The organism is Streptomyces pilosus (genome assembly GCF_014649835.1).
Lineage (GTDB): Bacteria > Actinomycetota > Actinomycetes > Streptomycetales > Streptomycetaceae > Streptomyces > Streptomyces pilosus.
In genome coordinates, this window is the sequence record NZ_BMTU01000013.1 from 92,913 (window position 1) to 119,121 (window position 26,209).

Consider the following 26,209-nt stretch of genomic DNA (forward strand, 5'->3'; position numbering starts at 1 on the left):
CCGGCGACGACACGTCCCGTCGTCACGCTCACCTTCCGCCTTCGCCGGTGCCCTGCTGACCGTCCTGCCGGCGCAGGTAGTCACTGAGTTCGTCGAGCTCGGCGCGCACCTGGTCGATCCGGGCCGGCGCGGGGCGCTGCGGCGGCTGCGCCTGCGGCGGGGCGGGGGGCGGGGTGTGCGGGGGCTGCGGCTGCGGTACGGGGGTGGGCGCGTAGGACCCGGCCTGCTGCGGGAAGCCGTACGGGGTGTGCGGGGTGTGCGGGCCCGGGGCGTGGTGCAGCGTCGTGGTGGGCGGCGGCACCGGCATCCCGGCGGGGTGCGGGCCCCTGCGCTGGTAGTGCAGGCGGATGTCCACCACCAGGTAGTAGGCGGCGGCGGCCGCGCCGAGCAGCAGCATCGTGAACACGGCGATGTCGGTGCGGTAGTCCGTCTCCGGCAGCGAACCGGTCACCGCGACGCAGGCGATGACGAGCGGGATGCTCACCCAGGCCATCGCCCAGTCGATGGTGCGCGACCGCAGGAACGCCACGCGGAACAGCGGTACGCAGGACAGCATGCCGCAGCTCAGGATGCCGGCGGCGGCGTACAGCACGCGCTGCGTGGTGACCGATGCGCCGCTGGGTGGGGGCGGCGCCGCGCCGTGGCCGTACATGACTGCTCCTGCACAGGTGTAGCCGATGGGAACTCGGAGTCCGAGCGTATAGGCCATCGGCGGCAACGGGCCCGGCTTGTACCGAACCGTTGTCGTCCCGGGGCCTGCCGGAGGCACCACGGGGTCCGGCGGAAGGCGGCCGGGGGGTCAGTCCGGGGTGATCGTGCCGTCGGTCAGCCCGTCGTACATCCCGCGCACGAGGTGTTCGCCGAGCCGGCCCGCCTGCCTGAGCGCCCGCTCGAACGCGTCGAGTTCGCGGAACCGGGCGCCGTAGCGCCGCTGTTCCTCCAGCGGCAGCCGGGGCAGTTGCAGGCGGCGCACGTCGAGCCGGGTGGCGGTGGACGCGTAGCTGCTGGCCTGGCGGTTGTTGGTGGTGCCGCGCAGGAAGCCGGCGAGGAACCAGGCGTCGAGCGCGGCGGGGTCGGGGCGCAGCAGCACGAGGTTGCGGCCGAGGGCGGCTCCGGCGGTCGTCTCGTCGACGACGCGGGCGACGGCCCCGCCGCCGAGCACGGGGACGACGACGTCGCCCGGCGCGGTGAGCACCGCCTCCTCCTCGCTCTCCGGGAGTGTCCCGGAGGGGGCGGTCCCGGCGAGGACGTCGTGGTCGGTGAGGACCGGCACGCGCGCCCGTCCGCCGGTTCCGCCGGTGCGCAGCACCAGGGCGCCGCCGCGGGCCAGTTCGCCGACCGTGGTCAGCGGCAGGCGTCCGGACGCGGCGGGCGGCGCCGGGTCCACCGGCGGCGGGGTCAGCGCGGCGGTCAGCCGCAGCGTCTCGCCGAGCCGTTCGCGTACGTCGCTGAGCCGGCCGGCGCCGTCCGCGGCGGCCGGGGGCGGCAGGTGGCGGGCCGGGGCGAGGTCCACGTCGTCGTCGAGGAGTTCGATGACGGGCAGGGAGCGGGCCAGTCCCGGCCGTTCGTCGAGCCGGCCGGCACGGTCGAAGGCGCGCCAGGCGTCGAGGACCGTCTCGCGCACGCCCGGCCAGTCGGGACCGCCGCGCCCGTCGGTGGCGAACGGCGCGGCGTCGGCGAGGAGCACCTCCGGCTGCGCGGACGTCCGGTGGGGCCGGCGCAGCACCCACAGGTGCAGGGGGATGTTGTAGGGGGGTGCCGCGCCGACCGGCAGGGCGACGACGGCGCGCAGCGCGCCGCGGCGCAGCAGGTCGGCCCTGATGCGGCGTCCGGAGCGGCGGGAGGCGGCGGCGGGCGGCATCAGCAGCACGGCGGTGCCGCCGTCGCGGAGCCGGGCGAGGGCGTGCTGCACCCAGGCGAGCTCGGACTCGGTGCGGGCCGGGAAGCCGTACTCCCAGCGCGGGTCGTAGGCGAGTTCGTCGTGGCCCCAGTTGCGCTCGTTGAACGGCGGGTGGCACAGCACGGCGTCGGCCCGCAGGTCCGGGTGGGCGTCGGCGCGCAGGGCGTCACCGGCGGCGGTGTGCAGGTGGGCGCGGGTGTGCAGGGCGAGGCGGAGCGCGGTGAGGGCGGCGAGTTCGGGTGCGCTGTCCTGGGCGTACAGCCGCTGGCCGGGGCGGGGGGTGACGGCGCGGAGCAGGGCGCCGGTGCCGCAGGCGGGGTCGAGGACGGTGTCGGGGGTGCCGGCGAGGGCGGCCATGAGGTCGGCGAGGTCGGCGGGGGTGAGCGTGTACTGGCGCGGGTTGGCGTCGAGGTGCCGGCCGAGGAGGAATTCGAAGGTCTGCCGGGCGCCGAGTTCGGCGGCGAGTTCGGCCGCGCCCCGCAGGAGGGGGACGGAGGGAAGCAGGTGGGGGCCGGTCGGGGGGTCGAGGGCGAGCTCGCGGTGCGCGGCGGCCGGCGGGTGCACGGAGGAGCCGTCCGGGCCGGCGTGCCGGGGTGTGAGCACTTGTTCCAGTGCCGTGGGGAGCATCGCGGCGAGCCGCTCGTCGGAGCCGGAGCTGACGTCCAGCCAGACCGGGGGGCGCTCGTGGATCAGCAGCAGGGCGCAGCCGGCGTGGGTGAGGGCGGTGACCGGTCCGGCGGGATGGCCGCAGAGGTGCTGCCAGACGCGTTCCCTGAGGGGGACTTCGGCGAGTTTGCGGTGCCGTCGCAGCCAGTCCTCGACGTCGGTGAGGGCGAAGGAGGGGCTGGTCTCGGTGCCGCCGACCGGCCGGGGGAAGTCGGCGTGCCGCCGCCGCCAGTTGCTGACGGCCGCGCGGCCCACGCCGGCCAGCCGTGCGATTCCGGCGGCGGTCACTTCTGTCGCGTTGTCCTGCATGCCCGGCATCCGCCCCGTTTCCCCTCGTCGCGTGTGTGACGGCGAGCATACCGACGCACGTCGCGCACGACGGGTTCACGTGCGTGCACTGCCGTCTCCATGTGAACCGTGTTGACTCGGTTCACACTCTCTGCTGTCATTGACCCGGCGAACGAGCGACCGCCGCAAGGGTGACGGTCGCCGCTTCCGGGAGGGGACAGTCATGGGTATGAAGAGCAAGATCGTGCTGGGCGCCGTCGTGGGGGTCGTCGTCCTCGGTGCCGTCTCGGCGAACGCGGGTGACACGGACGGCGGGTCCACGGACAAGGGGTCCGCCGCGTCGGCTCAGCAGCAGTCGGGCGGGGCCGGATCGGCCGGCGGGACCGGCGGGGACGGCACGAAGCAGGCCGGCGGAGAGGGCGCCGCGAAGGACGCGGGGAAGGACGCCGGGAAGGCCTCCCAGGCCGAGCAGTTCAAGGCGTTCGTGCAGAAGAACGGCACGCCCCAGGAGAAGGAAGCGGTCGCCCACGTCACCAAGGTGCAGGGCGCCGACGAGCAGAACGACATCCTCGACGCCGCCGACGTCCACACCGACCTCACCGGCGGGATCACGGGCGAGGGCACGGGCCCCGCCAAGCTCATCGCCTCCGCGTTCGCCGACTGGAAGCAGAGCGAGAACGGCCTCGTCACCGTCTACGACGCCGAGGGCGAACTGCTCGGCAACGGCAATTTCTGATCATCCGCGGAGGAGATCCCATCATGCGTCGCACCGCACTCGCCGCCCTCGCTCTCGCCGCCGTGACGGCCGCCGGTCTCACCGGCTGCGCGGGCGGGGACCAGGCGAACACCGGCTCCTCGGCCGACCCGGCCGGGCAGAGCAGCACACCGAAGACCTCCCAGAAGCCCAAGGAGGAGCCCTTCCCCGGGCTGACCGGCGGCGAGATAGCCGAGAAGGCCTTCGCCGCGACGACCGCGGCACCATCCCTGCGGATGACCGGCAGCGTCCCGGACGAGGAGGGCGGCGGCACCATCCAGGTCGACATGGCCCTGGACAAGCGGGGCGAGTGCGCCGGCACCCTGGGCATGGACGGCCAGGGCGAGGCCGAGCTGATCAAGACGGGTGACACCGTCTACCTGCGCTACGACGAGAAGTTCCTGCGGGCCCAGGGCGAGGGCGAGCCGAAGGGCGAGGTCGACGCGGCCGTGGCGATGCTGGCCGGCAAGTGGATGAAGACCTCGGCCACCGGCCCGGACGCCGAGGACCTGGCCGGCTTCTGCGACCTCGACGCGGTCCTCGGCGGTGCGGAGAAGGGCGACGCCGACGCGGCCCGGGGCGCCACCACCACGATCGACGGCACCCCCGCGATCACACTGACCGCGCGGGACGGCCAGGACCGCTTCACGCTGTACGTCGCGACCGAGGGCGAGCCGTACCTGCTGCGCCTGGACAGCACCTCCGCCACCGACCCGGGCACCCTCTCCTTCAGCGACTACGGCACCCCGGTCGCGGCGAAGAAGCCCACGGGCGACGTCCTGGACCTCGACTCCCTGGGCTGACCCGCCCGGCGCGGGCCCGCGGGGGGACGGGGCCCGCGCCCGCTCGGCGCACGGCGGGGCGGCCGGAAGTCCCGGCGGAGACGACGGCGGGCCGGACGGTCAGGCGCCGCACTGCTCCAGCATCGTCTCCTTGTCGGCCGCCGTCACCGCCATCTCGTACTTGAGGGCGACCTGGGCGAAGCGGACCGCGTAGGAGCAGCGGATCCGCTTGTCGGGCGGCAGCCAGGAGGCGGGTCCGGAGTCGGACTTGGCCGAGTTGGCGCGGCCCTCGACGGGGAGCAGGTTGAGGGCGTCGTTCGCGAGCTGTTCGCGCTTGGACTCCGGCCAGCGCGACGCGCCCAGCTGCCAGCTGTAGGACAGCGGCACCACGTGGTCGATCTGCACCTCGGCGGCCTTCGCCTTCTTCCAGGCGATGTCCTTGCCCGTGTACGGGTCGTACAGGTCCATCGAGACGACGACGCAGTCCGAACCACTGCGGAACTCGACGTTCCGCCCGTGCAGCCTGAGCAGGTCGTTGCGCGTGTCACAGCCGTTCCTGGCCAGCGGCACCCCGTCGGCCGTGTCCATCCAGGCGTAGCCGAACTTGTCCCGCTCGTAGCCCGTCTTCGGCCCGCGGCCCTTGGTGGTCACCTTCTCGATGAGGCCGGCGGCCGCCGCGCGGTCCTTCTCGCCGGTCACGGGCGCGAGGCCCGGTGCGGTGCCGTCCGGGTTGTCCAGCGGGCTCACGGCGCGCCCGTCGGACGCGGACTCTCCGCCGGCGCCGCCGGCCGGGGAGTCCACCTCCTGGAGTCCGTCGCAGCCGGCGAGGAGAGCGACCGAGGCGATCACCGCCGGTCCCGTGTGCCGGATTCTCCTGCCCCACCCCTTGTGTCGCGTCACCGCGCCCCTCCCTCACTCCCCTGAACTCTGCCCCGGCACGGCCGACCGACGCCGGATCTCACCGTAACGAGCGAGAGGTCCGAGCCGAACCCGTACGAACCGGGCGTTCGCCGCCCATCACGCGTATCGCCGGGACGGAGCCGCGTGACGCCGCGGGCGGCCCCCACGCACCAGCGAGGGCCGCCCGCGGCGTCACGCGCCGTGGACGGCCCTGAGCCGTCACCGTCCCCCGGGCCGGGACCCGGGCACCGGCGTCCTGCCCCGGCCCGAGCCCCCGCGTCAGGACCCGAGCACCGACGTCAGGAACTCCCCGACCCAGCCGAGCAGGTCCCGTCCGACCAGCGGCTTCCCGCCCACCTTCGCGGTCTTCGGGCGGGGCACCAGCACCTGGTGGGCGGCCGGCTTGACGACCGTGCCGGGGTAGAGGCGCTTCAGGCGCAGTTCCTGCGACTCGCGCAGCTCCACCGGCGCGAAGCGGACGTTGGTGCCCTGCAGCACCACCTCACCGACCCCGCACGCCCGGGCGAGCATCCGCAGGCCCGCCACCAGCAGCAGGTTCTCCACCGGCTCCGGCAGCTTGCCGTAGCGGTCGACGAGCTCCTCGCGCACCGCCTTGATGTCGTCCTCGCTGTTGGCGGAGGCGATCGCCCGGTACGCCTGGAGCCGCAGCCGCTCACCCGGCGCGTAGTCGTGCGGGACGTGCGCGTCGACGGGCAGCTCGATCTTCACCTCGAGCGGCGGCTCCTCCTCGATCTCGCCGCTCTCCAGCTGCCGCCGGTAGTCCGCGACCGCCTCGCCCACCATCCGCACGTACAGGTCGAAGCCGACGCCCGCGATGTGCCCGGACTGCTCGCCGCCGAGGAGGTTGCCCGCGCCGCGGATCTCCAGGTCCTTCATCGCCACGTACATGCCCGCGCCCATCTCGGTGTGCTGGGCGATGGTGGCGAGGCGTTCGTGCGCGGTCTCCGTCAGGGGCTTCTCCGGCGGGTACAGGAAGTACGCGTAGCCGCGCTCCCGGCCCCGGCCCACCCGGCCGCGCAGCTGGTGCAGCTGGCTGAGGCCGAAGTTGTCGCCGCGCTCCACGATCAGGGTGTTGGCGTTGGAGATGTCGATGCCGGACTCGACGATCGTCGTCGACACCAGCACGTCGAACTTCTTCTCCCAGAAGTCGACGACGACCTGCTCCAGCGCCGACTCCGACATCTGGCCGTGCGCGGTGGCGATCCGCGCCTCCGGCACGATCTCGCGCAGCCGCGCCGCCGCGCGGTCGATCGACTCGACCCGGTTGTGGATGTAGAAGACCTGTCCCTCGCGCAGCAGTTCGCGGCGGACGGCCGCGCCGATCTGCTTCTGCTCGTAGGGGCCGACGAAGGTGAGCACCGGGTGGCGCTCCTCCGGCGGGGTGGTGATCGTCGACATCTCGCGGATGCCGGTGACCGCCATCTCCAGGGTGCGCGGGATCGGCGTGGCGGACATGGTCAGCACGTCGACGTTGGCGCGCAGCTTCTTCAGCTGCTCCTTGTGCTCGACGCCGAAGCGCTGCTCCTCGTCGACGATGACCAGGCCCAGGTCCTTGAACTTGGTCTCCGAGGAGAACAGCCGGTGGGTGCCGATGACGACGTCGACCGAGCCGTCCTTCAGTCCCTCCAGGACCGCCTTGGCCTCGGTGTCGCTCTGGAAGCGGGACAGCGCCTTCACGACCACCGGGAACTGCGCGTACCGCTCGCTGAACGTCCCGAAGTGCTGCTGCACCAGCAGCGTGGTGGGGACGAGCACGGCGACCTGCTTGCCGTCCTGGACGGCCTTGAAGGCGGCCCGGACCGCGATCTCGGTCTTGCCGTAGCCGACGTCGCCGCAGATCAGGCGGTCCATGGGGACCGTCTTCTCCATGTCCTCCTTGACCTCGGCGATGGTGGTGAGCTGGTCGGGCGTCTCCGCGTAGGGGAAGGCGTCCTCCAGCTCCCGCTGCCAGGGGGTGTCGGCGCCGAAGGGGTGGCCGGGGGCGGCCATCCGGGCGCTGTACAGCTTGATCAGGTCGGCGGCGATCTCCTTGACGGCCTTCTTGGCGCGCGCCTTGGTCTTGGTCCAGTCGGCGCCGCCGAGCCGGTGCAGGGTGGGGGCCTCGCCGCCGACGTACTTGGTGATCTGTTCGAGCTGGTCGGTGGGGATGTAGAGGCGGTCGCCGGGCTGGCCGCGCTTGGCGGGGGCGTACTCCACGACCAGGTACTCGCGGGTGGCGCCCTGCACCGTGCGCTGGACCATCTCGATGTAGCGGCCGACGCCGTGCTGTTCGTGGACGATGTAGTCGCCCGCCTCCAGGGTGAGCGGGTCGATGGTCTTGCGCCGCCGGGCCGGCATCCGCGCGCCCTCGCGGCCGGAGGCCTTCTGCCCGGTCAGGTCGGTCTCGGTGAGCACCGCCAGTTTCAGCGCGGGGTCGACGAAGCCGTGGTCGATGCAGCCGCAGGAGACGTGCACCACGGACGGGGTGATCTCGCCGAGGTCCTTGTCCAGACGGGCGGCGATGCCCTCCCCGCCGAGCACCTCGACCGTGCGGGCGGCCGGTCCGTGCCCCTCGGTGACGAACACCGTGCGCCAGCCGTCGGCGAGCCAGCCCTTGGTGTCGGCGAGCGCCCGCGCGGTGTCGCCGCGGTAGGTCTCGGGGGCGTGCATGCCGAGCTTGAGGGTGTCCGCGTCCAGTTCGTCGTCGGCGGCGAACGGCGACACCGACCACCACATCATGTCCAGCTCGCGGGCCCGGTCCCGGACGTCCGCGAGGGACCACAGGGAGGCGGCGCCGACGTCGATGGGGGCCTCGCCGCCGCCCGCGGTGGCCGCCCAGGAGGCCTGGAGGAACTCCTGGCTGGTGGCCACGAGGTCGGAGGCGCGGGTGCGGACCCGCTCGGGGTCGCAGACGACGGCCATGGCCCCCTCGGGCAGCACGTCCAGCAGCAGCTCCATGTCGTCGACGAGGACGGGGGCGAGGGACTCCATGCCCTCCACCGCGATGCCCTCGGCGATCTTGCCGAGCAGTTCGCCCAGCTCGGGATGGGCCTCGGCGAGGACCCGCGCCCGTTCCCGTACGTCGTCGGTGAGCAGCAGTTCGCGGCAGGGCGGCGCCCACAGGCCGTGCTCGGCGATCTCCAGGGAGCGCTGGTCGGCGACCTTGAAGTAGCGGATCTCCTCGACGTCGTCGCCCCAGAACTCCACCCGCAGGGGGTGTTCCTCGGTGGGCGGGAACACGTCGAGGATGCCGCCGCGCACGGCGAACTCGCCGCGTTTCTCGACCAGCTCCACGCGCGCGTACGCGGCGGCGGCGAGGGCCTCGACGACCTCGTTCAGGTCGGCGGCCTGTCCGGTGCGCAGGGAGACCGGCTCCAGGTCGCCCAAACCCTTGACCTGCGGCTGGAGCACGGACCGTACGGGTGCCACGACGACGGAGACCGGGCCGGTCTCGGGGTCGTCGGGGCGGGGGTGGGCCAGGCGGCGCAGGACGGCGAGGCGGCGGCCGACGGTGTCGCTGCGGGGGCTGAGGCGCTCGTGCGGGAGGGTCTCCCAGGACGGGTACTCCACGATGCCCTCGGGCGGGAGCAGCGAGCGCAGGGCGGCCGCCAGGTCCTCCGCCTCGCGGCCGGTGGCGGTCACGGCGAGGACGGGGCGGCCGGTGTCGCGGGCCAGGGCGGCGACGGCGAAGGGGCGGGCCGCGGGCGGACCGACCAGGTCGACGTGCGTGCGGTTGCCGTCCGAGGCGGCGGCGACCGCCTCCGCGAGGGCGGTGTCCTCGACTACGGCGTCGAGCAGACCGTGCAGGCTCATTCGGGGCGCTTTCCGTCCGGGGGTGTGCAACACGACGGGCCCGACGCGCGCTGCGGGCCGGGGGTGTCCAGGGTACGTCGGCGCGTCCGCGGGCGCGGGGGCTGTGGACCACGACCGCCGCCCGGCCACCGGTGGCGCGGGGACCACCGGTGGGCTCTCTCCCCCGGGCCCCGGGTCCTCCTGTCCTCCGCACCGGGGCGCCGGGCCTTCCCGCCGCGGGGCCGCCGGCCCACGGGCGACCCCGGCCCGGCCGGCCCGGCAGGGGCCCGGTCGGGGCAGGTGACTCGGTCGGGGCAGGTGACCGGGGCGGGGCCGGCGGCCCGGCAGGAGCCGGTGACGCGGCAGGGGCGGGTGGCACGGCAGGAGCCGACGGCCCGGCAGGAGCCGGCGGCCCGGCAGGAGCCGACGGCCCGGCAGAGGCCGGCGGTGCGGTTCCCCGTGCCGCCGGGCAGCCGGGCGGGCCCCGGGTGACCACGCGCCCGGCACCCGTGCGGGCGGGCACGCACGCGGCGCCGGGGAGTCCCCATGGACTCCCCGGCGCCGCGTGCTCCCCCGCAACCCCCGTGTGCGGTGGCTACTCGGTGGCGATGGCGTTCAGGACGTTCATGCGGCCGGCGCGGAAGGCCGGGACCAGGGCCGCGAAGAGGCCCACGAACGCCGATCCGATGAACACCCCGATGATCGTCGGCCACGGGATGTCGAGGACCTTCAGGCCCTCCAGGGCGAGCAGCTGCTGCGCGGTGGCTCCCCAGCCCATGCCCAGTCCGAGGCCCAGCAGGGCACCGAAGAGGGCGATCACGACCGACTCCAGGCGGATCATGCGGCGCAGCTGGCGGCGCGAGAGGCCGATGGCCCGCATCAGGCCGATCTCCCGGGTCCGCTCGACGACCGACAGGGCCAGGGTGTTGACCACACCGAGGACCGCGACCACGATCGCCAGGGCCAGCAGGCCGTAGATCATGTTCAGCAGCTGCCCGATCTGGTCCTGCAGCGCCTCCTTGTAGTCGGTCTGGTCGCGCACCTTGTACTGCGGGAAGTCGTCCAGCGCCTTCTTGAGGGCGGTGTAGGCGGCGTCCTGCTGCCCGTCCTTCGCCGAGGCGAAGACCAGCTGGTCCAGGGGCATCCTGTCGGCCGGCACGTACTTCGCGAGGGTGGCGGTGGACGTGTACATCGCGCCCGCGTCGACGACGCCCTCGCTGCTGGTGATGGCCCGGACCGTCAGGGAGCCCGTCGTGCCGTCCTTGAAGGCCACCTCGATCGTGGAGCCGATGCGGACGTCGTGGTCCTTGGCGAAGTCCTCGTGGACGGACATCGAGTCGGGCCGGTAGGCGTCGGCGAGCTTCCCGGCGACGGTCTCGACCCGCAGGTCGGTGGCGTACGTCGGGTCGGCCGCGGTGATCGCGGTGTCGTCGAGGGTCTTTCCGTCGGGCGTGGTGAAGTCCGCCTCGGTCCACTTGTACTGGGTGACCCGCTCGACCGCGTCGACGGCCTTGACGGCCTTGACGGCTTCGGGGACGACCAGCTGCCCCATGTCGTTGCCGATGATGAAGTCGGTACCGACGGTCTTGTCGAGTTCCTCGGTGGCCGAGGCGACCATGGAGGAGCCGACCACGGACAGGCACGCCACCAGCGCCAGGCCGATCATCAGCGCGGCGCCGGTCGCGCCGGTGCGGCGCGGGTTGCGCAGCGCGTTGCGCTCGGCCATGCGGCCCACCGGTCCGAAGGCCCGCAGCAGGACGGCGCCGAGGACGCGGACCACACCGCTCGCCAGCACCGGGCCGACGACGACGAAGCCGATCAGGGACAGCACCACGCCCAGGCCCAGCCACAGGGAGCCGTCGGTGGCCTTGTCGGCGGTTCCCGCCAGGTAGAGGCAGGCTCCGCCGGCGCCGGTGAGGAGCAGTCCGATGCCGCCGCGGATCCAGCCGGCCTTGGCGTCCGCCGGGGTTCCGGCGTCGCGCAGCGCGGCCATCGGGGAGATCTTCCCGGCCCGGCGGGCGGGCAGGTAGGCGGCGAGGACGGTGACGACGACGCCGAGGAGCAGTCCGAGCGCCGGGGTCGTCCAGGCGACGGTGAGGTCGTCGGTGGACAGCTCCATGCCGATCAGGCCCATGAGCTTCATCAGTCCGACGGCGAGGCCGATGCCCGCGCCGACGCCGAGGACCGAACCGATCACGCCGAGCAGCAGCGCCTCGATCAGCACCGAGCGGTTGACCTGCTTGCGGGAGGAGCCGATCGCCCGCATCAGGCCGATCTCCCGGGTGCGCTGGGCGACCAGCATGGAGAAGGTGTTGATGATCAGGAAGATGCCGACGAGGAAGGCGATCCCGGCGAAGCCGAGCATCGCGTACTTCATGACGTTCATGAAGTCGCCGACGCTCTCCTTGTTGGCGTCCGCGGTCTCCTCGGCGGTCTGCACCTTGTACGTGCCGCCGAGGGCGGCCAGCACGTTCTCCTTCAGCCGGTCGTCGCTGACGCCGGCCTCCGCGGTGACGTTGACGCTGGTGTAGACGCCGCTCTCGCCGACCAGGGTCCGCTGCGCGGTCGGGAGGTCCAGGAAGAACATCGCGGCACCGGGGTTGGTGACGGTGAAGTCGGCGATGCCGGAGACCTTCGCCCGGTGCGTGCCGATCGCGCTGATCACGCCGATCTCGTCACCGAGCTTCAGGTCGTGCTTGTCGGCGGTGTCGGCGTCGATCATCACCTGGTCGGCGCCCGCGGGCGCCGCGCCGGAGGTGATGTCCATGGTGCGGGCGTCGTTGGTGTTCCAGTTGCCGACGATGGTCGGTCCGCCGCTGGTCGGCGAGAGGCTGTCCTTGTCGCCGTCGACGACGGTCACCGAGGTGGAGAACACCGTGCCCTCGGCGGACTTCACGCCGTCCGCGCCCTTCACCTCGTCGAGCACGGAGGCGGGTACGACGGGCGGCCTGCCGTTGCCGGAGGTCGTCTCGCCACCGTCGGAGGCGCTCTTGGAGCTGACCGTGACGTCCGACGAGGTGGCCGCGAACAGCTTGTCGAAGGTCGTGTTCATGGTGTCGGTGAACACCAGCGTGCCGCAGACGAACGCCACCGACAGCAGCACCGCCACCGCCGACAGCGCCATGCGGCCCTTGTGCGCGAAGAAGTTGCGCATCGAGGTCTTCAGGACGGTCATGACGTGCGCCCCCGGGCGTCGAAGTCCTTCATGCGGTCCAGGACCTGCTCGGCGGTCGGCTGGTGCATCTCGTCGACGATGCGGCCGTCGGCGAGGTACAGCACCCGGTCCGCGTAGGAGGCGGCGACCGGGTCGTGGGTGACCATGACGATGGTCTGCCCCAGTTCGTCGACCGAGCGGCGCAGGAAGCCGAGGACCTCGGCACCGGCGCGGGAGTCGAGGTTCCCGGTCGGCTCGTCCCCGAAGATGATCTCCGGCCGGGCGGCGAGGGCCCGGGCCACGGCGACCCGCTGCTGCTGACCGCCGGAGAGCTGCGTCGGCCGGTGCCTGAGCCGTTCGGCGAGGCCGACGGTCTCCACCACCCGGTCCAGCCACGCCTTGTCGGGCTTGCGGCCGGCGATGTCCATGGGCAGCGTGATGTTCTCGATCGCGTTCAGCGTCGGCAGCAGGTTGAACGCCTGGAAGATGAACCCGATCCGGTCCCGGCGCAGCCGGGTGAGCTTCTTGTCCTTCAGGCCGGTGATCTCGGTCTCGTCCAGGTAGATCTGTCCGGACGTCACCGTGTCGAGACCGGCGAGGCAGTGCATCAGGGTGGACTTGCCGGACCCCGAGGGGCCCATGATCGCGGTGAAACGGCCGCGGGCGATGTCCACGTCGACGTGGTCGAGGGCGACGACCCGGGTCTCACCGGACCCGTACGCCTTCACGACCTGCCGCGCCCGCGCGGCAACGGCCGTGCTCCCGCCAGTGCCCCCGTGCCTGGGAATGGTCACAGCCGATGTCACGGTAAGTCTCCTATGTCGGTCAGCAGATGAAATGCACTGCTCCTGCGGCCACCCGCCTGCTCGGCGGCCGTGCGGTGCGTGCTCGGCGCGTGTTCGTCCGGCGTGCTTCAGTCTCGCGGTGGAGGGGGGCCGGGCGCGCTGGTGCCCAGCGCAGTCTTGCCCTGGGGAAAACCCCACCCCCGTTGCTGTGCTCCGCCACCCCCCGATGGCGTGAAGCCAGGTTAAGGACGACTCCCGCCCCGTCTCGTCCTCCGCCGGTACGAACCCTCCCCGAGCCGTAGTACGGAGGTACCCCTAGGGGCCCTCCACCCAAGTGAGGAGCCGGTCTCGGGGTCGCCTCCTCCCCGAGGGCCACACGGAGGTCCGACCGGCGGCCCGACCTGCGGCCCCTCCGGGGCCCGTCCGGCGGCCCGTCCGGCGCCCTGTCCAAGACTCCACCCTGCCGCCGCGTCAGGGTCAACCCGCCCTCCGGCCGGGGCACGTGAACGTGCGGTGACCCGCCCCGCCGTCCCGGGTCCGGTCCGCCCGCCCCGGCCGGGTGCGGACTCAGTCGACCACCCGGCCCGTCAGCGCGCTGAGACTGGCGCACACGTGGTCCATGTGCGTCTGCACGTCCTCCCGCCGGTCGGCGTGGTCACGCAGCACCCGCTCGGTCTCCCGCCCGATGCCCTCCGCGCGGACCCGCGCCTCCTCGAGCACCTCCGCCGCCCGCTCCCGCGCCTCCTCCGCGCGGCGGCGCGCCGCCTCCTCCGCGTCGGCGAACACCTGCCGCGCCTCGGCCAGCGCGCGCTCCGCACGCGCCTCCGCCTCCGCCTGACGGGCCGCCAGCTCGGCCACCCGCGCGGCCTCCTCCCGTTCCACCGCGTCCATCCGCTCCGCCTGCTCGCCGGCCACCTCGGCGAGCGTCCGCGACGTCCGCTCGCGCATCTCCCGCAGCTCCGCCAGCGTCCGCGCGCGCTGCTCCTTCACCTCCAGCCGGGCCTCGATCCGGATCTCGTCCGCCTCCGCGCGGGCCGCGGCCAGCCGCTCACCTGCGTGCGCGTCCGCGCCGGCGCGGACCGTCTCCGCGTACGCGCGCGCCGCCTCCCGCACCCCGGCCGCCTCCTCCCGCGCCAGGTCCACCACGTCCCGGGCGTGCTGCCGGGCGCCGTCCCGCACGGCCGCCGCCTCCTCACCGGCCAGCTCGAACAGCCGCCGCGCGCTCTCCCCCAGCGACTCGTACGTCTGCTCCGGCAGCGCCGCCACCCGCACCCGCAGCAGCTCCAGTCCCTCCTCCATCTCCCTGGCGAGCACGGTCAGACGCGCCGCCCGCTCCCAGGCCGCGTCGCGGTCCTTCGAGAGGGCGTCCACGTACGCGATCACCTGCAAGGGACGGTAACCACGCCCCCGTACGACCTCGAAGCCCTGCGACGACACCGATGCGCTGCTCACCCTGGAACCCCTCTTTCACCGACGGACTCGAAGCCCAGCACGACGACCGAGCACGAAATGGGATGAATCGCGCACATCTTGCGGGATCACACGGAAGGGTTCATAACGCGACACTCCGCACAGAGGACACGCAGAAGCCGGGCCCGGTCGTCCTTCCGACCGGGCCCGGCTCCTGACCTCACACGGGATTCAGCGACGGCAGGTCACAGCAACCCGTCCCACATCTGCTCCAGCAGCACCGACCACCAGCTCTCCGGCGACCCCAGCGCCGCCGGGTCCAGCGCGGCCAACTGCGCCTGGAAATCGACCGTCCAGCGACCCGCCTGCTCCTGGTTCAGCCCGAACCGCAGCCGCCACATCCGGCCCAGCAGCGCCAGACACCGCGCGAACTCCGGCAGCCCGGTGTTCACGAACTGCGGCGGCACGGACACACCGCCCGGCCCGGCCTCCACCGGCACCGCGACGATGTTCGCCGTGCCGTACTGCACACAGATCGCCTTGCCGAAGTCACTGCCCATCACCAGGTACGAACCCGCGTCCGGGGCCGCCTGCACACCCCGCTCCACCGCCAGCTCCGCCAGCGTCGGCACCGGACGGCCCGGCTGCGCCTGCGCCCAGAAGAACGGGCCCATGTCCATCGGCAGCCCCGCCGCCACCAGGGTGTGCGCCACGACCGGCGGCACACCCTGCCGGGACACCGCAGCCTGCTCGAACCGGAACACCCCCGGCCCGAACGCCGCCGCCAGCTCCTGCGCGATCGCCTCCGGCGGAACCGGCGGCACCGGCGGCACGGGAGGAATCGGCGCACGCACCGGCGCCGGACGCGCCGGACCGTCCGCCACCTGATGCAACTCGCCCTGGTGCGCCAGCAGTTGCTGCATGCCCTGCTGACGGCTCGCGTGATCCGTGCCGTACGGCGCGATCGACGTGATCCGCGCCTGCGGCCACTGCTCGCGGATCATCCGCGCGCAGTACGCGCCCGGCAGCGCGCACGACTCCAACTCGGTGTGCAGCTCCAGCACCTGGTCCGGCGGCACGTTCATGGCGCGCAGCTCGTGGAAGATCTGCCACTCCGGGTGCGGCGTACCCGGCGCCGAACGCCGGATCAGCTGCTGCTCACTGCCGTCCTGCGCCCGGTAGCGCAGCACGGCCTGGTAGCCGGGACCGACCGTCGGCTGACCGGCCGGCTGCGGCGGATACCCGTACGCCGGCGGCTGCCCCACGACGCCCGGCGGAGGCGTACCCGGCGGCGGCACGGCTCCCGGCGGCACCGGGGGAACACCGCCCGGCACACCGGGCGGAGCCGGCGGCGGGGGCACACCGGGACCACTCACCGGGGGCGCGGCCAGCACCGTCTCCGCGTGGTGCACCGGCCCGCGCCCGCCCCCCGCGGTCCCCGGAACGGCCGGAGCACCGGGCGCACCCGGGGGCTGGGGAGCGCCGGGCGCACCCGGAGCACCGGGCGCACCAGGGGGACCCGGAGGCACGGGCGCACCCGGCCCGCCCGGGTCGGCGAACATCGTCGCCGCGTGGTGCACCGCACCCGGCGGCGTCCCCCCGGGCACGCTCGGCGCACCGGGCGGAGGCGGGGTCGGCGTGCCGGACCCCTCCGGGCCCAGCGACGACACCATCTGCGTCGGCACGTACCCGCCCGCCGGACCGGCCGCGGGCGCACCGCCCGGCCGCGCGCCCGGGGTCCCCGGAGCGCCCGGAGGGGGCGGCGTCGTCGGACCCGCACCCCGCCGCGGCGGCGGAGTCGCCTTGCTCGTCGCGGCGTCCGCGATGTCACCCGCGTTCGGCGCGAGCGGCCGCTCCGGCACGCCCGGACCGGCCGGAGGCGGCGGCGTCCCCCGCCCCTCGGCCGCATCCGGCACCGCGGGCGAGAGCGCCGTCGGCGGCAGCTGACTGCCCCCCGCGATCAGCGCCGTCCGCGCCTCCGGCGCCGCCGCCGGCGGAGCGTCCTCACCCGACTCGCTCACCTGCTGCGCGAACACGGTCTCCGGCAGCGGCACGGAACGGTCCTCACCGGCCTCGGCGTTGGTGTCCGTACCGGCCCACGGAGTCGCCCCCGCGGCCCCGCCGCCGTCCGCCCCGGAAGCGCCCCCGCCCGCGGCGGGCCACGCCGGCCCACCACCGGACCCGGCACCGGCACCGGCACCCGGCACCGCGTCCCGCGGACCCGCACCCACGTCCACCGGCCCCGGACCCGCCGGCCGCGCGTCCTGCGGCTCCGCAGCGACCGGCCCCGCGTCCCGCGCACCCGGCACGGCATCCGCGACCGGCGCCACGGCCGACCCCGAACCCTCCCCGCGCCGATCCGGAATGCCCAACCGGTCCGCCGCCTCCTGCAACCACTCCGGCGGACTCAACAGGAACGACGTCTGATTCAGATCCACCCGCGCCGCGGGCGCCGGCGCCGGCTCGGCCACCGCCGCGTCACGGCCGTACTCCTCCTCGTACCGGCGGATCACCTCACCCACCGCGAGACCCGGCCACAACGTCGCCTCGCCACTGTCCCGGGCGATCACCAGCCGCTGCGCACCACCGTCCGACCGCGGCCCGTCCGCACGGTCCTCGGCCCACACCACGAACCCCAGACCGAACTCCCGTACCCGCACCTCACGGTGCTGGTACGCCGGCACATCCCCGTTGACCCACTCCTCGGCGCGCTCCTGCGCCTGCGCGAACGTCACCATCGCCGAGCCTCACTCCCCAGCCGCAACCGGAACGACACGCGCGAACCCGCCGTCCACCATCAGATTCGCCACCGTCTCCAGCTCCGGCGGAGACCCCGCGAGCCGCGACAGGAACACGTCGAAATCCTCACCGCACGACAACAGCAGCCGCTCCACCCGCTCCGCGGGCGGCACCGACGGATCCACGTCCCGCACGTCGTCGTACGCGCAGAACCACACCGAACCCTGCCGCTCACCGCGCACCTTCACCGCCAGCAGACCACCCTGCACGAAGGCCACACACAGATAGTCCTTGGTGAGATGGTCCCGCAGACATTTGTTCACGTACACGAGGTCGTTGACCGCCGCCTCGTCCCGCACCGTGAAGAACGGCTGGTCCACCAGCAGCCCCAGCTCCGCGTCCAACGCCGTCCCCACCGGCGCACAACCACCCGCCGCCTTCAGGAACGACCGGTACGCACCCGGCAACCGGTACCCGAGATCCTCCTCGACCCCTAGCACCTGCGACTCCGACACCGCCACACCCGACTTCGGCAGCCCGAAGTGCGCCGGACGCGTCTCCTGCAACGGCCGCGTCCCCCGCTTGCCGTGATCCACCGCCGACGTCGCCACACCACCGTGATGCCGCAGCAGCGCCTTCACCTCGACCGGCACCAGCTCCAGCCGCCGCGACCCCACCACGTGATGCCACGTCCAGCCGTGCGGCGTCGCCACCGCCGGCACCGTGTCCCACAGGTCGTGCCCGTCCGCCGCCAGCGCCGCGTTGGCCGACACGTAGTCCGTCAGACGCAACTCGTCGACACCGAAACCCTCCGGCGGATCCGCGATCTCCACCGCCGCACGCGCATAAGGAGAGAAATCCGGATAACCGCGCTCGTCCACCCGCACCCCCCGCGGATGACGGGCCGCCCGCACCGGGTCCGGGAAGTGCACGACCTGCCCCGCATAGGCAGCGTTCGGCGGCGCGATCCCGCCCCCAGCCTGGCGGCCGGGAGCAGCCCCCAGCCCGAGCCGACCTGTCGTCATGGCGGTTGCCCCCTGCGGCACTCTGTACGACCCGCCCCGCCCCCTTCGGACGGTCACGGAACGTAATCGACTGTCACGTCTGTCTCGACTACTTACCGCCCCGACCCCCACGGCGCCCGCACACACAACCGCACGGAACACCGCATGGATCGCGGTGCCGACAGCCTATGCGGTACGCCTCCACCGGTCACCGGCGCCGGTCACCCACCCCTCCACTTCCGTGACCAACCGTCACCCTCCCGTGACAGCCCGCCCAAACCCGGGCGTGTCGCCACGCCCCAGCTTCCGCATCAGCCACGCCGTTTGGCACTCTGTGACCTCCGGGGAGACACCCGGGAGGGGATGACGATCATGAACGTGACGCAAACGGGAACGCACACCGGCCCATCCGGCGACCCCCGCACCGGCGACCCGCGCATCGGCTGGAGCGCCACCGACACCACCCACACCCCCACCCTCCACCACCGCCGCGACGGCATCCTCCCCACCATCGCCGCCGCCCTCACCGTCCGCGGCACCACCCTCACCGCCACCCCCGCACGCGGCGACACACCCCCCGCCCTCCACCCCCTCGTCCAGGACTTCCTCGACACCCTCACCAGCGACCAACGCGACCGCTTCACCGGCCGCTGCGCCGAAACCATCCTCATCTCCCGGCACATCACCACCATCGACACCCAGCGCAGCAAACGCGCCGCACGCAGACCCATGACCAACGGCGAAGCACGCAAAGCCCTCAAACAGGCCAAACTCACCACCCGGCGCATCCGCGAGGACGGCGACCCCCTCCACGACAGCTACGCACCCCTCTGCCGCGCCTGCACCGCCCTCACCGCCCACTTCGGCGTCCGCACGGTCGACCCCGCCGCCACCACCGACGGCTGAACCCCCACCCCCCGACCACGACGAACGAAGAGCAGATGCACACCGACCGCACCTCCACCACCCGCTTCGCCGTCCCCGTCGACGCAGCCCTGCGCACCGCCGGATGGCAACCCGGACACTGGGACATCAAACAAGCCGAGATCTGGGCCGACACCCTCCGCGACCACACCTCACCCGCCGGACACCGCCACGCCGTCTTCCCCGCCGCCGTCGAAGCCTGGGCCGAATTCGGCGGACTCCACATCGCCCCCACAGGACCCGGCCGCCAGATCGCCCCCGCGACCCTCCACCTCGACCCCCTGCACGGCCTCCACGCCGCCCGCACCCTCGCCGACCTCGGCCGCGCCCTCGACACCGACATCAGCCCCCTCGGCACCGAAACCGACACCCAGGCACTCCTCGCCATCGACGCCCAGGGCCGCGTCTACGCCCTCGACCACACCGGCGACTGGTACCTCGGCCCCACCATCGACCACGGCATCACCACCCTCGTCACCGGCCTCCAGCCCACCCGCCTCACCGCCGGCTGACCCCCCACCCGCCGCCGACCCCCGCCTACGACGACGGAATCACCGCCGACACCCGGAAACCCCCCGCATCCGTCGGCCCCGACACGAACACCCCACCCAGCGCCGACACCCGCTCCTTCATCCCCACCAGACCATTGCCCCCCGACGGCAACCCCGCCGCCGACCCCGCCCCCACCGGCGGCTCGTTCTCCACCTGCATCGCGATCTCCGACACCCGGTACGCCAGACGCACATACGTCTTCGCACCCGCCGCATGCTTGTGGACGTTCGTCAACGCCTCCTGCACCACCCGGTACGCCGTCGACTCCACCTCCGGCGCACACACCCGGCTCTCCCCCTCCACCGACAGATCCACCACCATCCCCGCAGCCGCCGACTGCCCCACCAACTCCTCGATCTCCGACAGACACGGCCCCTCACCCGAACCCGCCGGCTCACCCACCGCACGCGACGCCGCCGCCGCGGCCGCCGCCCCCACCGCCGCCAACGGCACCTCCCGCGACCGCCCGCCACCCCCGGACGACCGCAACACCCCCAACATCTCCCGCAACTCCGTCAACGCCTGCCGCCCCATGTCCCCCACCAGCGCGGCATTGCGCACCGCCTTCTCCGGATCCTTCCGCGCCACCGCCTGCAACGCCGCCGCATGCACCACCATCAGACTCACCCGGTGCGCCACCACGTCGTGCATCTCACGGGCGATCCGCGTCCGCTCCTCCCCCCGCGCCCACTCAGCCCGCTCCTCGGCCCGCTCCGCCAGCAACTGCAGCTCCCGCTCCAGACTGTCCGCACGCTCCCGCAAGCTCTCCATCAACCGCCGCCGCGCCCCCACGTACAACCCCAGCAGCAGCGGAGGAGCCGTCACCCCCAACGCCGTCGTGATCGACGCGAACGGCACGATCCAGTCCTCGACGTCCACACCCTCACGCGCCAGGTCCTGCCCCATCCGCACGAACATCACGATCAGCACCGCGACCAACTGCATCCCGGCCAGCGAACCGATGAACCGCCGCGGCACATCCGACGCCGCCAGCGAATACAGACCGACGATCCCCAGCAGGAAACCCATCGACGCCGGCGTCACCGCGATCGCCACCAGCACCACCACGATCGGCCACCGCCGCCGCACCAGCAGCACCGACCCGGCCAGCAGACCGAACACCACCCCCACGGCCACCGGGATCCCCGTCGCCCACGCGAACGGAACCCCCTCCAGACCGCACTCCAGCGCGGACACCACCGCGAGACCCACATCCAGCACGGCACCGCGCCGCCGCTCCCACCACCACGGCCCTCCCCGGGCCGCCACCAGCTCTTCCCCCGTCGTGGTCATACCTCCACCCTACGGGCGCCCCCCACCCGATATCCGGCGAGTTTCCACGACCGACCCCCACCACACAGGGTGACCGATCGGACGCGGTACGCCCCGAAATCCCTCGAACTGCTGAATCGCTCACCGTTCGACCGCGGAACACACCATTCCGCCCGGACGGTATGCGGGTGACACATGCACCCGGCAAGTACGCCGACTTCGAAGCCCTGCGCGACCGGGCGCTGGCCCTGCGACGGGCGGGGCTCAGCCGACGCCAGATCCGCGACCGGCTCCACGTCGACAACAACGACCTCCTCAACCGCCTGCTCGAGGGCGAACCGCCCCCGGAATGGACGAAACGACCCAACGCCAAGGACGACCTGCGGGAGAAGGCGCGGGAGCTACGCCTCCAGGGCTGGACGTACGACCGGATCCAGGTCGAGCTCGGCTGCTCCAAGAGCTCCATCTCCCTGTGGGTACGGGACCTGCCGAAACCGGAGCGGAAACGAAGCCGCGAAGAGGCGTCAGCGATCGCGAAGCGTGGCTGGGAAGCCACGCTCCGACGCCGCGAGGAGGAACGGCAGCGGACGAGAGCCGCCGCGAAGCGTGAGATGGGCGCGCTGACCGACCGCGAGCTGTTCACCGTCGGCGTGGCCCTCTACTGGGCTGAAGGCTCCAAGAGCAAGCCATACAGCCGCCGTGAGCGCATCACCTTCGTCAACAGCGACCCGAACATGATCACAGTGTTCCTCGCCTGGCTCGCCCTGCTCGACGTGGACCCGACGACCCTCAGGTTCGCCGTGCAGATCCACGAGAGCGCGGACGTGGAGGCCGCCGAGAAGTACTGGGCCCATCACGTGGGTATCGACGCGAACGACCTCATGAAGACCACCCTCAAGCGCCACAACCCGCGCACCAACCGGAAGAACACCGGTGACGACTACTACGGGTGCCTCCGCGTCGACGTGAGGAACGGAGCCGAGTTGTACCGTCGCATCGAAGGCTGGTGGTACGGCATAGTAGGGGCTGTCCGTCCGGGCGAGACATCGAACCGGACATAAGGACTATCCCGGGTCGTCTAAGGGCAAGACGGTGTCTTTTGGTGTCACTTATGGGGGTTCGAGTCCTCCCCCGGGAGCCCAGCGGTTGCGGGCCCTGACCTCTGCGTCGGGGCCCGCACTCATGTCCCCCCACACCCGCCCCGGTATCCTGCGGATGTCACCCCCTCCCCGAACAGCCGAAGGGCACCCCCGTGAGCGCCAACCGCCCGGCAGCCGTCGTCGTACTCGCAGCGGGTGAGGGCACCCGCATGAAGTCGGCCACTCCGAAGGTTCTGCACGACATCTGTGGCCGTTCCCTGGTGGGCCACGTCCTCACCGCCGCCGGTGAACTCGACCCGGCGCACCTGGTCGTCGTCGTGGGTCATGCCCGCGAGCAGGTGACCGCGCACCTCTCCGAGGTGGCTCCCGCCGTCCGCACCGCGGTGCAGGAGGAGCAGAACGGCACGGGGCATGCCGTGCGGATGGGTCTGGAGGAGTTGGGCGGTTCCGTGGACGGGACCGTGGTGGTGGTGTGCGGTGACACCCCGTTGCTGACGGGTGAGACGTTGCGCCGGCTGTCGGAGACGCATTCCGCGGACGGGAACGCGGTGACCGTGCTGACGGCGGAGGTGCCGGACGCCACGGGTTACGGGCGGATCGTGCGGGACGGGTCCGGTGCGGTGACCGCGATCGTGGAGCACAAGGACGCGTCGCCCGAGGTGCTGGCGGTCCGGGAGATCAACTCGGGTGTGTTCGCGTTCGACGGTGCGTTGCTGGCGGACGCGTTGAAGCAGGTGCGGACGGACAACAGTCAGGGTGAGGAGTACCTGACGGACGTGCTGGGGATCCTGAGTGGGGCGGGGCACCGGGTGGGTGCGTCGGTGGCGGGGGATCACCGGGAGATCGCGGGGATCAACAACCGTGTGCAGTTGTCGGAGGCGCGGCGGATCCTGAACGACCGGTTGCTGACGGCGGCGATGCTGTCCGGTGTGACGGTGGTGGATCCGGCGACGACGTGGGTGGACTCGACGGTGACGTTCGAGCGGGATGTGGTGGTGCATCCGGGTACGCAGTTGCACGGTGCGACGCATCTGGCCGAGGGGTGTGAGGTGGGCCCGAACACGCGGTTGACGGACACGCGGGTGGGTGCGGGTGCGCGGGTGGACAACACGGTGGCGGTGGGTGCCGAGGTGGGTCCGGAGGCGTCGGTGGGTCCGTACGCGTATCTGCGTCCGGGGACGCGTCTGGCGCGCAAGGGCAAGATCGGTACGTATGTGGAGACGAAGAACGCGTCGATCGGTGAGGGGACGAAGGTTCCGCATCTGTCGTATGTGGGGGATGCCACGATCGGTGAGTTCTCGAACATCGGTGCGGCGAGTGTGTTCGTCAACTACGACGGGGAGCACAAGCACCACACGACGGTCGGCTCGCATTGCAAGACGGGTTCGGACAACATGTTTGTGGCACCTGTCACGATCGGGGACGGCGCGTACACGGCGGCCGGCTCGGTGATCACGAAGGATGTGCCGCCCGGTTCGCTGGCCGTGGCCCGTGGTCAGCAGCGGAATATCGAGGGCTGGGTGGCTCGTAAGCGTCCGGGGAGTGCTGCGGCGAAGGCGGCCGAGGAGGCTTCCCGGGGGTCGGCCGAGGAGGGCTGACCGGATTCTGCCGGCTCGAAGACGGCGTACCGTGATAAGTGCACATCTGCACGCCCACCTGCTGCGACACCTCTGAGGAGAAAGTGCTGTGACCGGGATCAAGACGACCGGCGAGAAGAAGATGATGCTCTTCTCCGGCCGCGCACACCCCGAGCTTGCCGAGGAGGTCGCCCGCCAGCTGGGGGTCGGGGTCGTTCCGACGAAGGCCTTCGACTTCGCCAATGGCGAGATCTATGTGAGGTATCAGGAGTCGGCTCGTGGTGCCGACTGTTTCCTGATCCAGAGCCACACCGCTCCGATCAACAAGTGGATCATGGAGCAGTTGATCATGATCGATGCGCTGAAGCGTGCTTCGGCGCGGTCGATCACGGTGATCGTGCCGTTCTACGGTTACGCGCGGCAGGACAAGAAGCACCGGGGTCGTGAACCGATCTCGGCGCGTCTGATCGCGGATCTGATGAAGACGGCGGGTGCGACGCGGCTGCTGGCGGTGGATCTGCACACGGATCAGATCCAGGGCTTCTTCGACGGTCCGGTGGATCACTTGTTCGCGCTGCCGCTGCTGGCGGACTACGTGGGCGCGAAGGTGGACCGTTCGAAGCTGACGGTGGTGTCGCCGGACGCGGGCCGGGTGCGGGTGGCGGACCGGTGGTGCGACCGTCTGGGTGCCCCGCTGGCGATCGTGCACAAGCGCCGGGACAAGGACGTGGCGAACCAGGTCACCGTGCACGAGGTGGTCGGTGAGGTGAAGGGCCGCGTGTGTGTGCTGGTGGACGACATGATCGACACGGGTGGCACGATCTGTGCGGCGGCGGACGCGTTGTTCGCGCACGGTGCGGAGGATGTCATCGTGACGGCGACGCACGGTGTGCTGTCGGGTCCGGCGGCGGACCGGTTGAAGAACTCGCGGGTGAGCGAGTTCGTGTTCACGGACACGTTGCCGACGCCGATCGAGTTGAGCGAGAGCCTGGACAAGATCAAGGTGCTGTCGATCGCGCCGACGATCGCGCGCGCGACGCGTGAGGTGTTCGAGGACGGGTCTGTGACCAGTCTGTTCGACGAGCAGTAAGGGTTCTGCAGTCGGGCACCCGTGCGGGTCCCGATGATCGTTTTGGGTACGGCCTCCTGGTCCGAGTAGACTGCTGCAGTTGCTCGGCGAGGGAGGCCGTACCGCTTCGGTGAAGCCGTACGGTGATCCGTTATCGACGCGCTCTTCGTAGCAGGCCGTTCGTGGCCGGGTGACCACGTCCGTTTCTGACTTCGAGGAGTGACCATGTCCGAGGTGAAGATCGCCGCCACCACGCGCACCGAGTTCGGCAAGGGTGCCGCGCGCCGTATCCGTCGTGAGAACAACGTTCCCGGTGTGGTGTACGAGCACGGTCTGGAGCCGCTGCACGTCACGCTGCCGGGCCACGAGCTGCTGCTGGCGCTGCGTACGCCGAACGTGCTGATCGCGCTGGACATCGACGGCAAGGAGACGCAGCTCGCGATTCCGAAGGCCGTGCAGCGTGACCCGCTGAAGGGCTTCCTGGAGCACGTGGACCTGCTGAAGGTGAAGCGCGGCGAGAAGGTCCAGGTCGAGATCTACGTGCAGACCGAGGGCGAGCTGGCCCCCGGTGGCAACCTGCTCGAGCATGTCCTGCCGACGCTGCCGGTCGAGGCCGAGGCCACGCACATCCCGGACGGTGTGACCGTCTCCGTCGAGGGTCTGGCGGCCGGCGCCTCCGTCCTCGCCAAGGACATCCCGCTGCCCTCCGGTGTGACGCTGGCCGTCGAGGAGGACACGGTGGTCCTCCAGGTGCTGGCCGCGCAGGCCGAGGAGGCGTCCGAAGGCGAGGGCGAAGAGGCCGCCGAGGCCTGATCCTCTTGGTGAGTCGTTTCGTCGGCCGCTGTTCCCTTGGGGGGCAGCGGCCGACGTGCAGGATGACGCGTGTGCGCGGGTGCGGACCGCGCGGGTGGAGGAGGCATGGGCGTGACGGCGGACGAGGGCGGCGCGGCGGGTCCCTGGCTGGTGGTGGGGCTGGGCAATCCGGGGCCGGGGTATGCGATGAACCGGCACAACGTGGGGTTCATGGTGGCTGATCTGCTGGCGGAGCGGATGGGTGGCCGGTTCAAGCGGGCGGGCAAGGCCCAGGCGCAGGTGGTGGAGGGCAGGATCGGTCCTCCGGGTCCGGGGAACCGGCGGGTGGTGCTGGTGAAGCCGATGTCGTACATGAACCTGTCGGGTGGTCCGGTGAACGCGCTGCGGGAGTTCTACAAGGTGCCGGCGGCTCGGGTGGTGGCGGTCCATGACGAGTTGGACATCGACTACGGGACGCTGCGGCTGAAGCTGGGTGGCGGGGACAACGGCCACAACGGGCTGAAGTCGCTGACGGGTGCGTTCGGGCGGGAGTACCACCGGGTGCGGTTCGGGATCGGCAGGCCGCCGGGGCGGATGCCGGTGGCCGATTTCGTGCTGAAGGACTTCTCGTCGGTGGAGCGCAAGGAGCTGGACTACTTCGTGGACCGTGCGGCGGACGCGGTGGAGTGTCTGGTGCTCGACGGGTTGGAGCGGGCGCAGGGGACGTACAACTCCTGACCTGCTGAGGG

General features: G+C 72.2%; 19 protein-coding genes and 1 tRNA gene. 10 read left to right on the top strand and 10 right to left on the bottom strand.

The annotated features are described in order from the left end of the window. Positions 1-28: 28 nt before the first annotated feature. Together IE118_RS26915 and IE118_RS26920 are read right to left on the bottom strand one after the other, a co-directional pair. Positions 29-652: a hypothetical protein gene (locus IE118_RS26915; RefSeq protein WP_189560649.1), complete on the bottom strand. Its 624-nt coding sequence runs from the start codon at positions 650-652 to the stop codon at positions 29-31. Positions 653-799: 147 nt separating this feature from the next. After that, positions 800-2,875 carry an N-6 DNA methylase gene (locus IE118_RS26920; protein WP_189560650.1) on the bottom strand — a complete coding sequence of 692 codons (2,076 nt, stop codon included), beginning with the start codon at positions 2,873-2,875 and terminating at the stop codon, positions 800-802. A 202-nt stretch (positions 2,876-3,077) separates the two neighbouring features. Between IE118_RS26920 and IE118_RS26925 the strand changes: the two genes are divergently transcribed. Together IE118_RS26925 and IE118_RS26930 are read left to right on the top strand one after the other, a co-directional pair. Then, positions 3,078-3,590 carry a hypothetical protein gene (locus tag IE118_RS26925; protein WP_189560651.1) on the top strand — a complete coding sequence of 171 codons (513 nt, stop codon included), beginning with the start codon at positions 3,078-3,080 and terminating at the stop codon, positions 3,588-3,590. 23 nt (positions 3,591-3,613) lie between these two features. Next, entirely contained in the window at positions 3,614-4,411 is a 798-nt protein-coding gene (locus tag IE118_RS26930) for a hypothetical protein (RefSeq protein WP_189560652.1), read from the top strand. 99 nt (positions 4,412-4,510) lie between these two features. Here IE118_RS26930 and IE118_RS26935 read toward each other — a convergent pair whose 3' ends face one another. The 7 genes from IE118_RS26935 to IE118_RS26965 form a co-directional block, all read right to left on the bottom strand. Next, on the bottom strand, positions 4,511-5,290 hold the full coding sequence (locus IE118_RS26935; RefSeq protein WP_189560653.1) for an HNH endonuclease family protein: 780 nt from the start codon (positions 5,288-5,290) through the stop codon (positions 4,511-4,513). 279 nt (positions 5,291-5,569) lie between these two features. Then, complete coding sequence (gene mfd / locus IE118_RS26940) at positions 5,570-9,103, bottom strand: transcription-repair coupling factor (protein ID WP_189560654.1); 3,534 nt, start codon at positions 9,101-9,103, stop codon at positions 5,570-5,572. A gap of 574 nt (positions 9,104-9,677) precedes the next feature. Next, positions 9,678-12,257 (bottom strand): ABC transporter permease, encoded by a 2,580-nt coding sequence (locus tag IE118_RS26945; protein WP_189560655.1) that lies wholly within the window; start codon positions 12,255-12,257, stop codon positions 9,678-9,680. Further along, positions 12,254-13,042, bottom strand: a complete 789-nt coding sequence (locus IE118_RS26950; RefSeq protein ID WP_189560656.1) for an ABC transporter ATP-binding protein — start codon at positions 13,040-13,042, stop codon at positions 12,254-12,256. The genes IE118_RS26945 and IE118_RS26950 overlap by 4 nt, the downstream gene beginning before the upstream one ends. A 546-nt stretch (positions 13,043-13,588) precedes the next feature. Continuing rightward, positions 13,589-14,473, bottom strand: a complete 885-nt coding sequence (locus tag IE118_RS26955) for a cellulose-binding protein (protein ID WP_229846947.1) — start codon at positions 14,471-14,473, stop codon at positions 13,589-13,591. 203 nt (positions 14,474-14,676) lie between these two features. Then, the gene (locus IE118_RS26960) at positions 14,677-17,169 is read right to left on the bottom strand and encodes an SUKH-4 family immunity protein (RefSeq protein ID WP_189560657.1); all 2,493 of its coding nucleotides are present in this window, start codon (positions 17,167-17,169) and stop codon (positions 14,677-14,679) included. Positions 17,170-17,178: 9 nt separating this feature from the next. After that, positions 17,179-18,195, bottom strand: a complete 1,017-nt coding sequence (locus IE118_RS26965; protein WP_189560658.1) for an SMI1/KNR4 family protein — start codon at positions 18,193-18,195, stop codon at positions 17,179-17,181. Positions 18,196-18,546: 351 nt separating this feature from the next. Between IE118_RS26965 and IE118_RS26970 the strand changes: the two genes are divergently transcribed. Together IE118_RS26970 and IE118_RS26975 are read left to right on the top strand one after the other, a co-directional pair. Further along, the gene (locus tag IE118_RS26970) at positions 18,547-19,080 is read left to right on the top strand and encodes a YwqJ-related putative deaminase (protein WP_189560659.1); all 534 of its coding nucleotides are present in this window, start codon (positions 18,547-18,549) and stop codon (positions 19,078-19,080) included. A 35-nt stretch (positions 19,081-19,115) separates the two neighbouring features. Further along, positions 19,116-19,610, top strand: a complete 495-nt coding sequence (locus IE118_RS26975; RefSeq protein WP_189560660.1) for an SUKH-3 domain-containing protein — start codon at positions 19,116-19,118, stop codon at positions 19,608-19,610. A 25-nt stretch (positions 19,611-19,635) separates the two neighbouring features. Here IE118_RS26975 and IE118_RS26980 read toward each other — a convergent pair whose 3' ends face one another. After that, positions 19,636-20,943, bottom strand: coding sequence for a sensor histidine kinase (locus tag IE118_RS26980; RefSeq protein ID WP_189560661.1), 1,308 nt, complete (start codon positions 20,941-20,943; stop codon positions 19,636-19,638). Positions 20,944-21,104: 161 nt separating this feature from the next. On the opposite strand from IE118_RS26980, the gene IE118_RS26985 reads away from it, so the two are divergent. From IE118_RS26985 to pth, 6 genes are all read left to right on the top strand, one after another. After that, the gene (locus tag IE118_RS26985) at positions 21,105-21,983 is read left to right on the top strand and encodes a hypothetical protein (protein ID WP_189560662.1); all 879 of its coding nucleotides are present in this window, start codon (positions 21,105-21,107) and stop codon (positions 21,981-21,983) included. A gap of 6 nt (positions 21,984-21,989) precedes the next feature. Beyond that, positions 21,990-22,060, top strand: a tRNA-Gln gene (locus IE118_RS26990). 114 nt (positions 22,061-22,174) lie between these two features. Beyond that, positions 22,175-23,620 carry a bifunctional UDP-N-acetylglucosamine diphosphorylase/glucosamine-1-phosphate N-acetyltransferase GlmU gene (gene glmU, locus IE118_RS26995; protein WP_189560663.1) on the top strand — a complete coding sequence of 482 codons (1,446 nt, stop codon included), beginning with the start codon at positions 22,175-22,177 and terminating at the stop codon, positions 23,618-23,620. Positions 23,621-23,708: 88 nt separating this feature from the next. Then, complete coding sequence (locus IE118_RS27000) at positions 23,709-24,689, top strand: ribose-phosphate diphosphokinase (RefSeq protein ID WP_189560664.1); 981 nt, start codon at positions 23,709-23,711, stop codon at positions 24,687-24,689. A 204-nt stretch (positions 24,690-24,893) separates the two neighbouring features. Beyond that, on the top strand, positions 24,894-25,481 hold the full coding sequence (locus IE118_RS27005) for a 50S ribosomal protein L25/general stress protein Ctc (RefSeq protein ID WP_189560665.1): 588 nt from the start codon (positions 24,894-24,896) through the stop codon (positions 25,479-25,481). Positions 25,482-25,586: 105 nt separating this feature from the next. After that, complete coding sequence (gene pth / locus IE118_RS27010; RefSeq protein ID WP_189560666.1) at positions 25,587-26,198, top strand: aminoacyl-tRNA hydrolase; 612 nt, start codon at positions 25,587-25,589, stop codon at positions 26,196-26,198. Positions 26,199-26,209 lie beyond the last annotated feature (11 nt).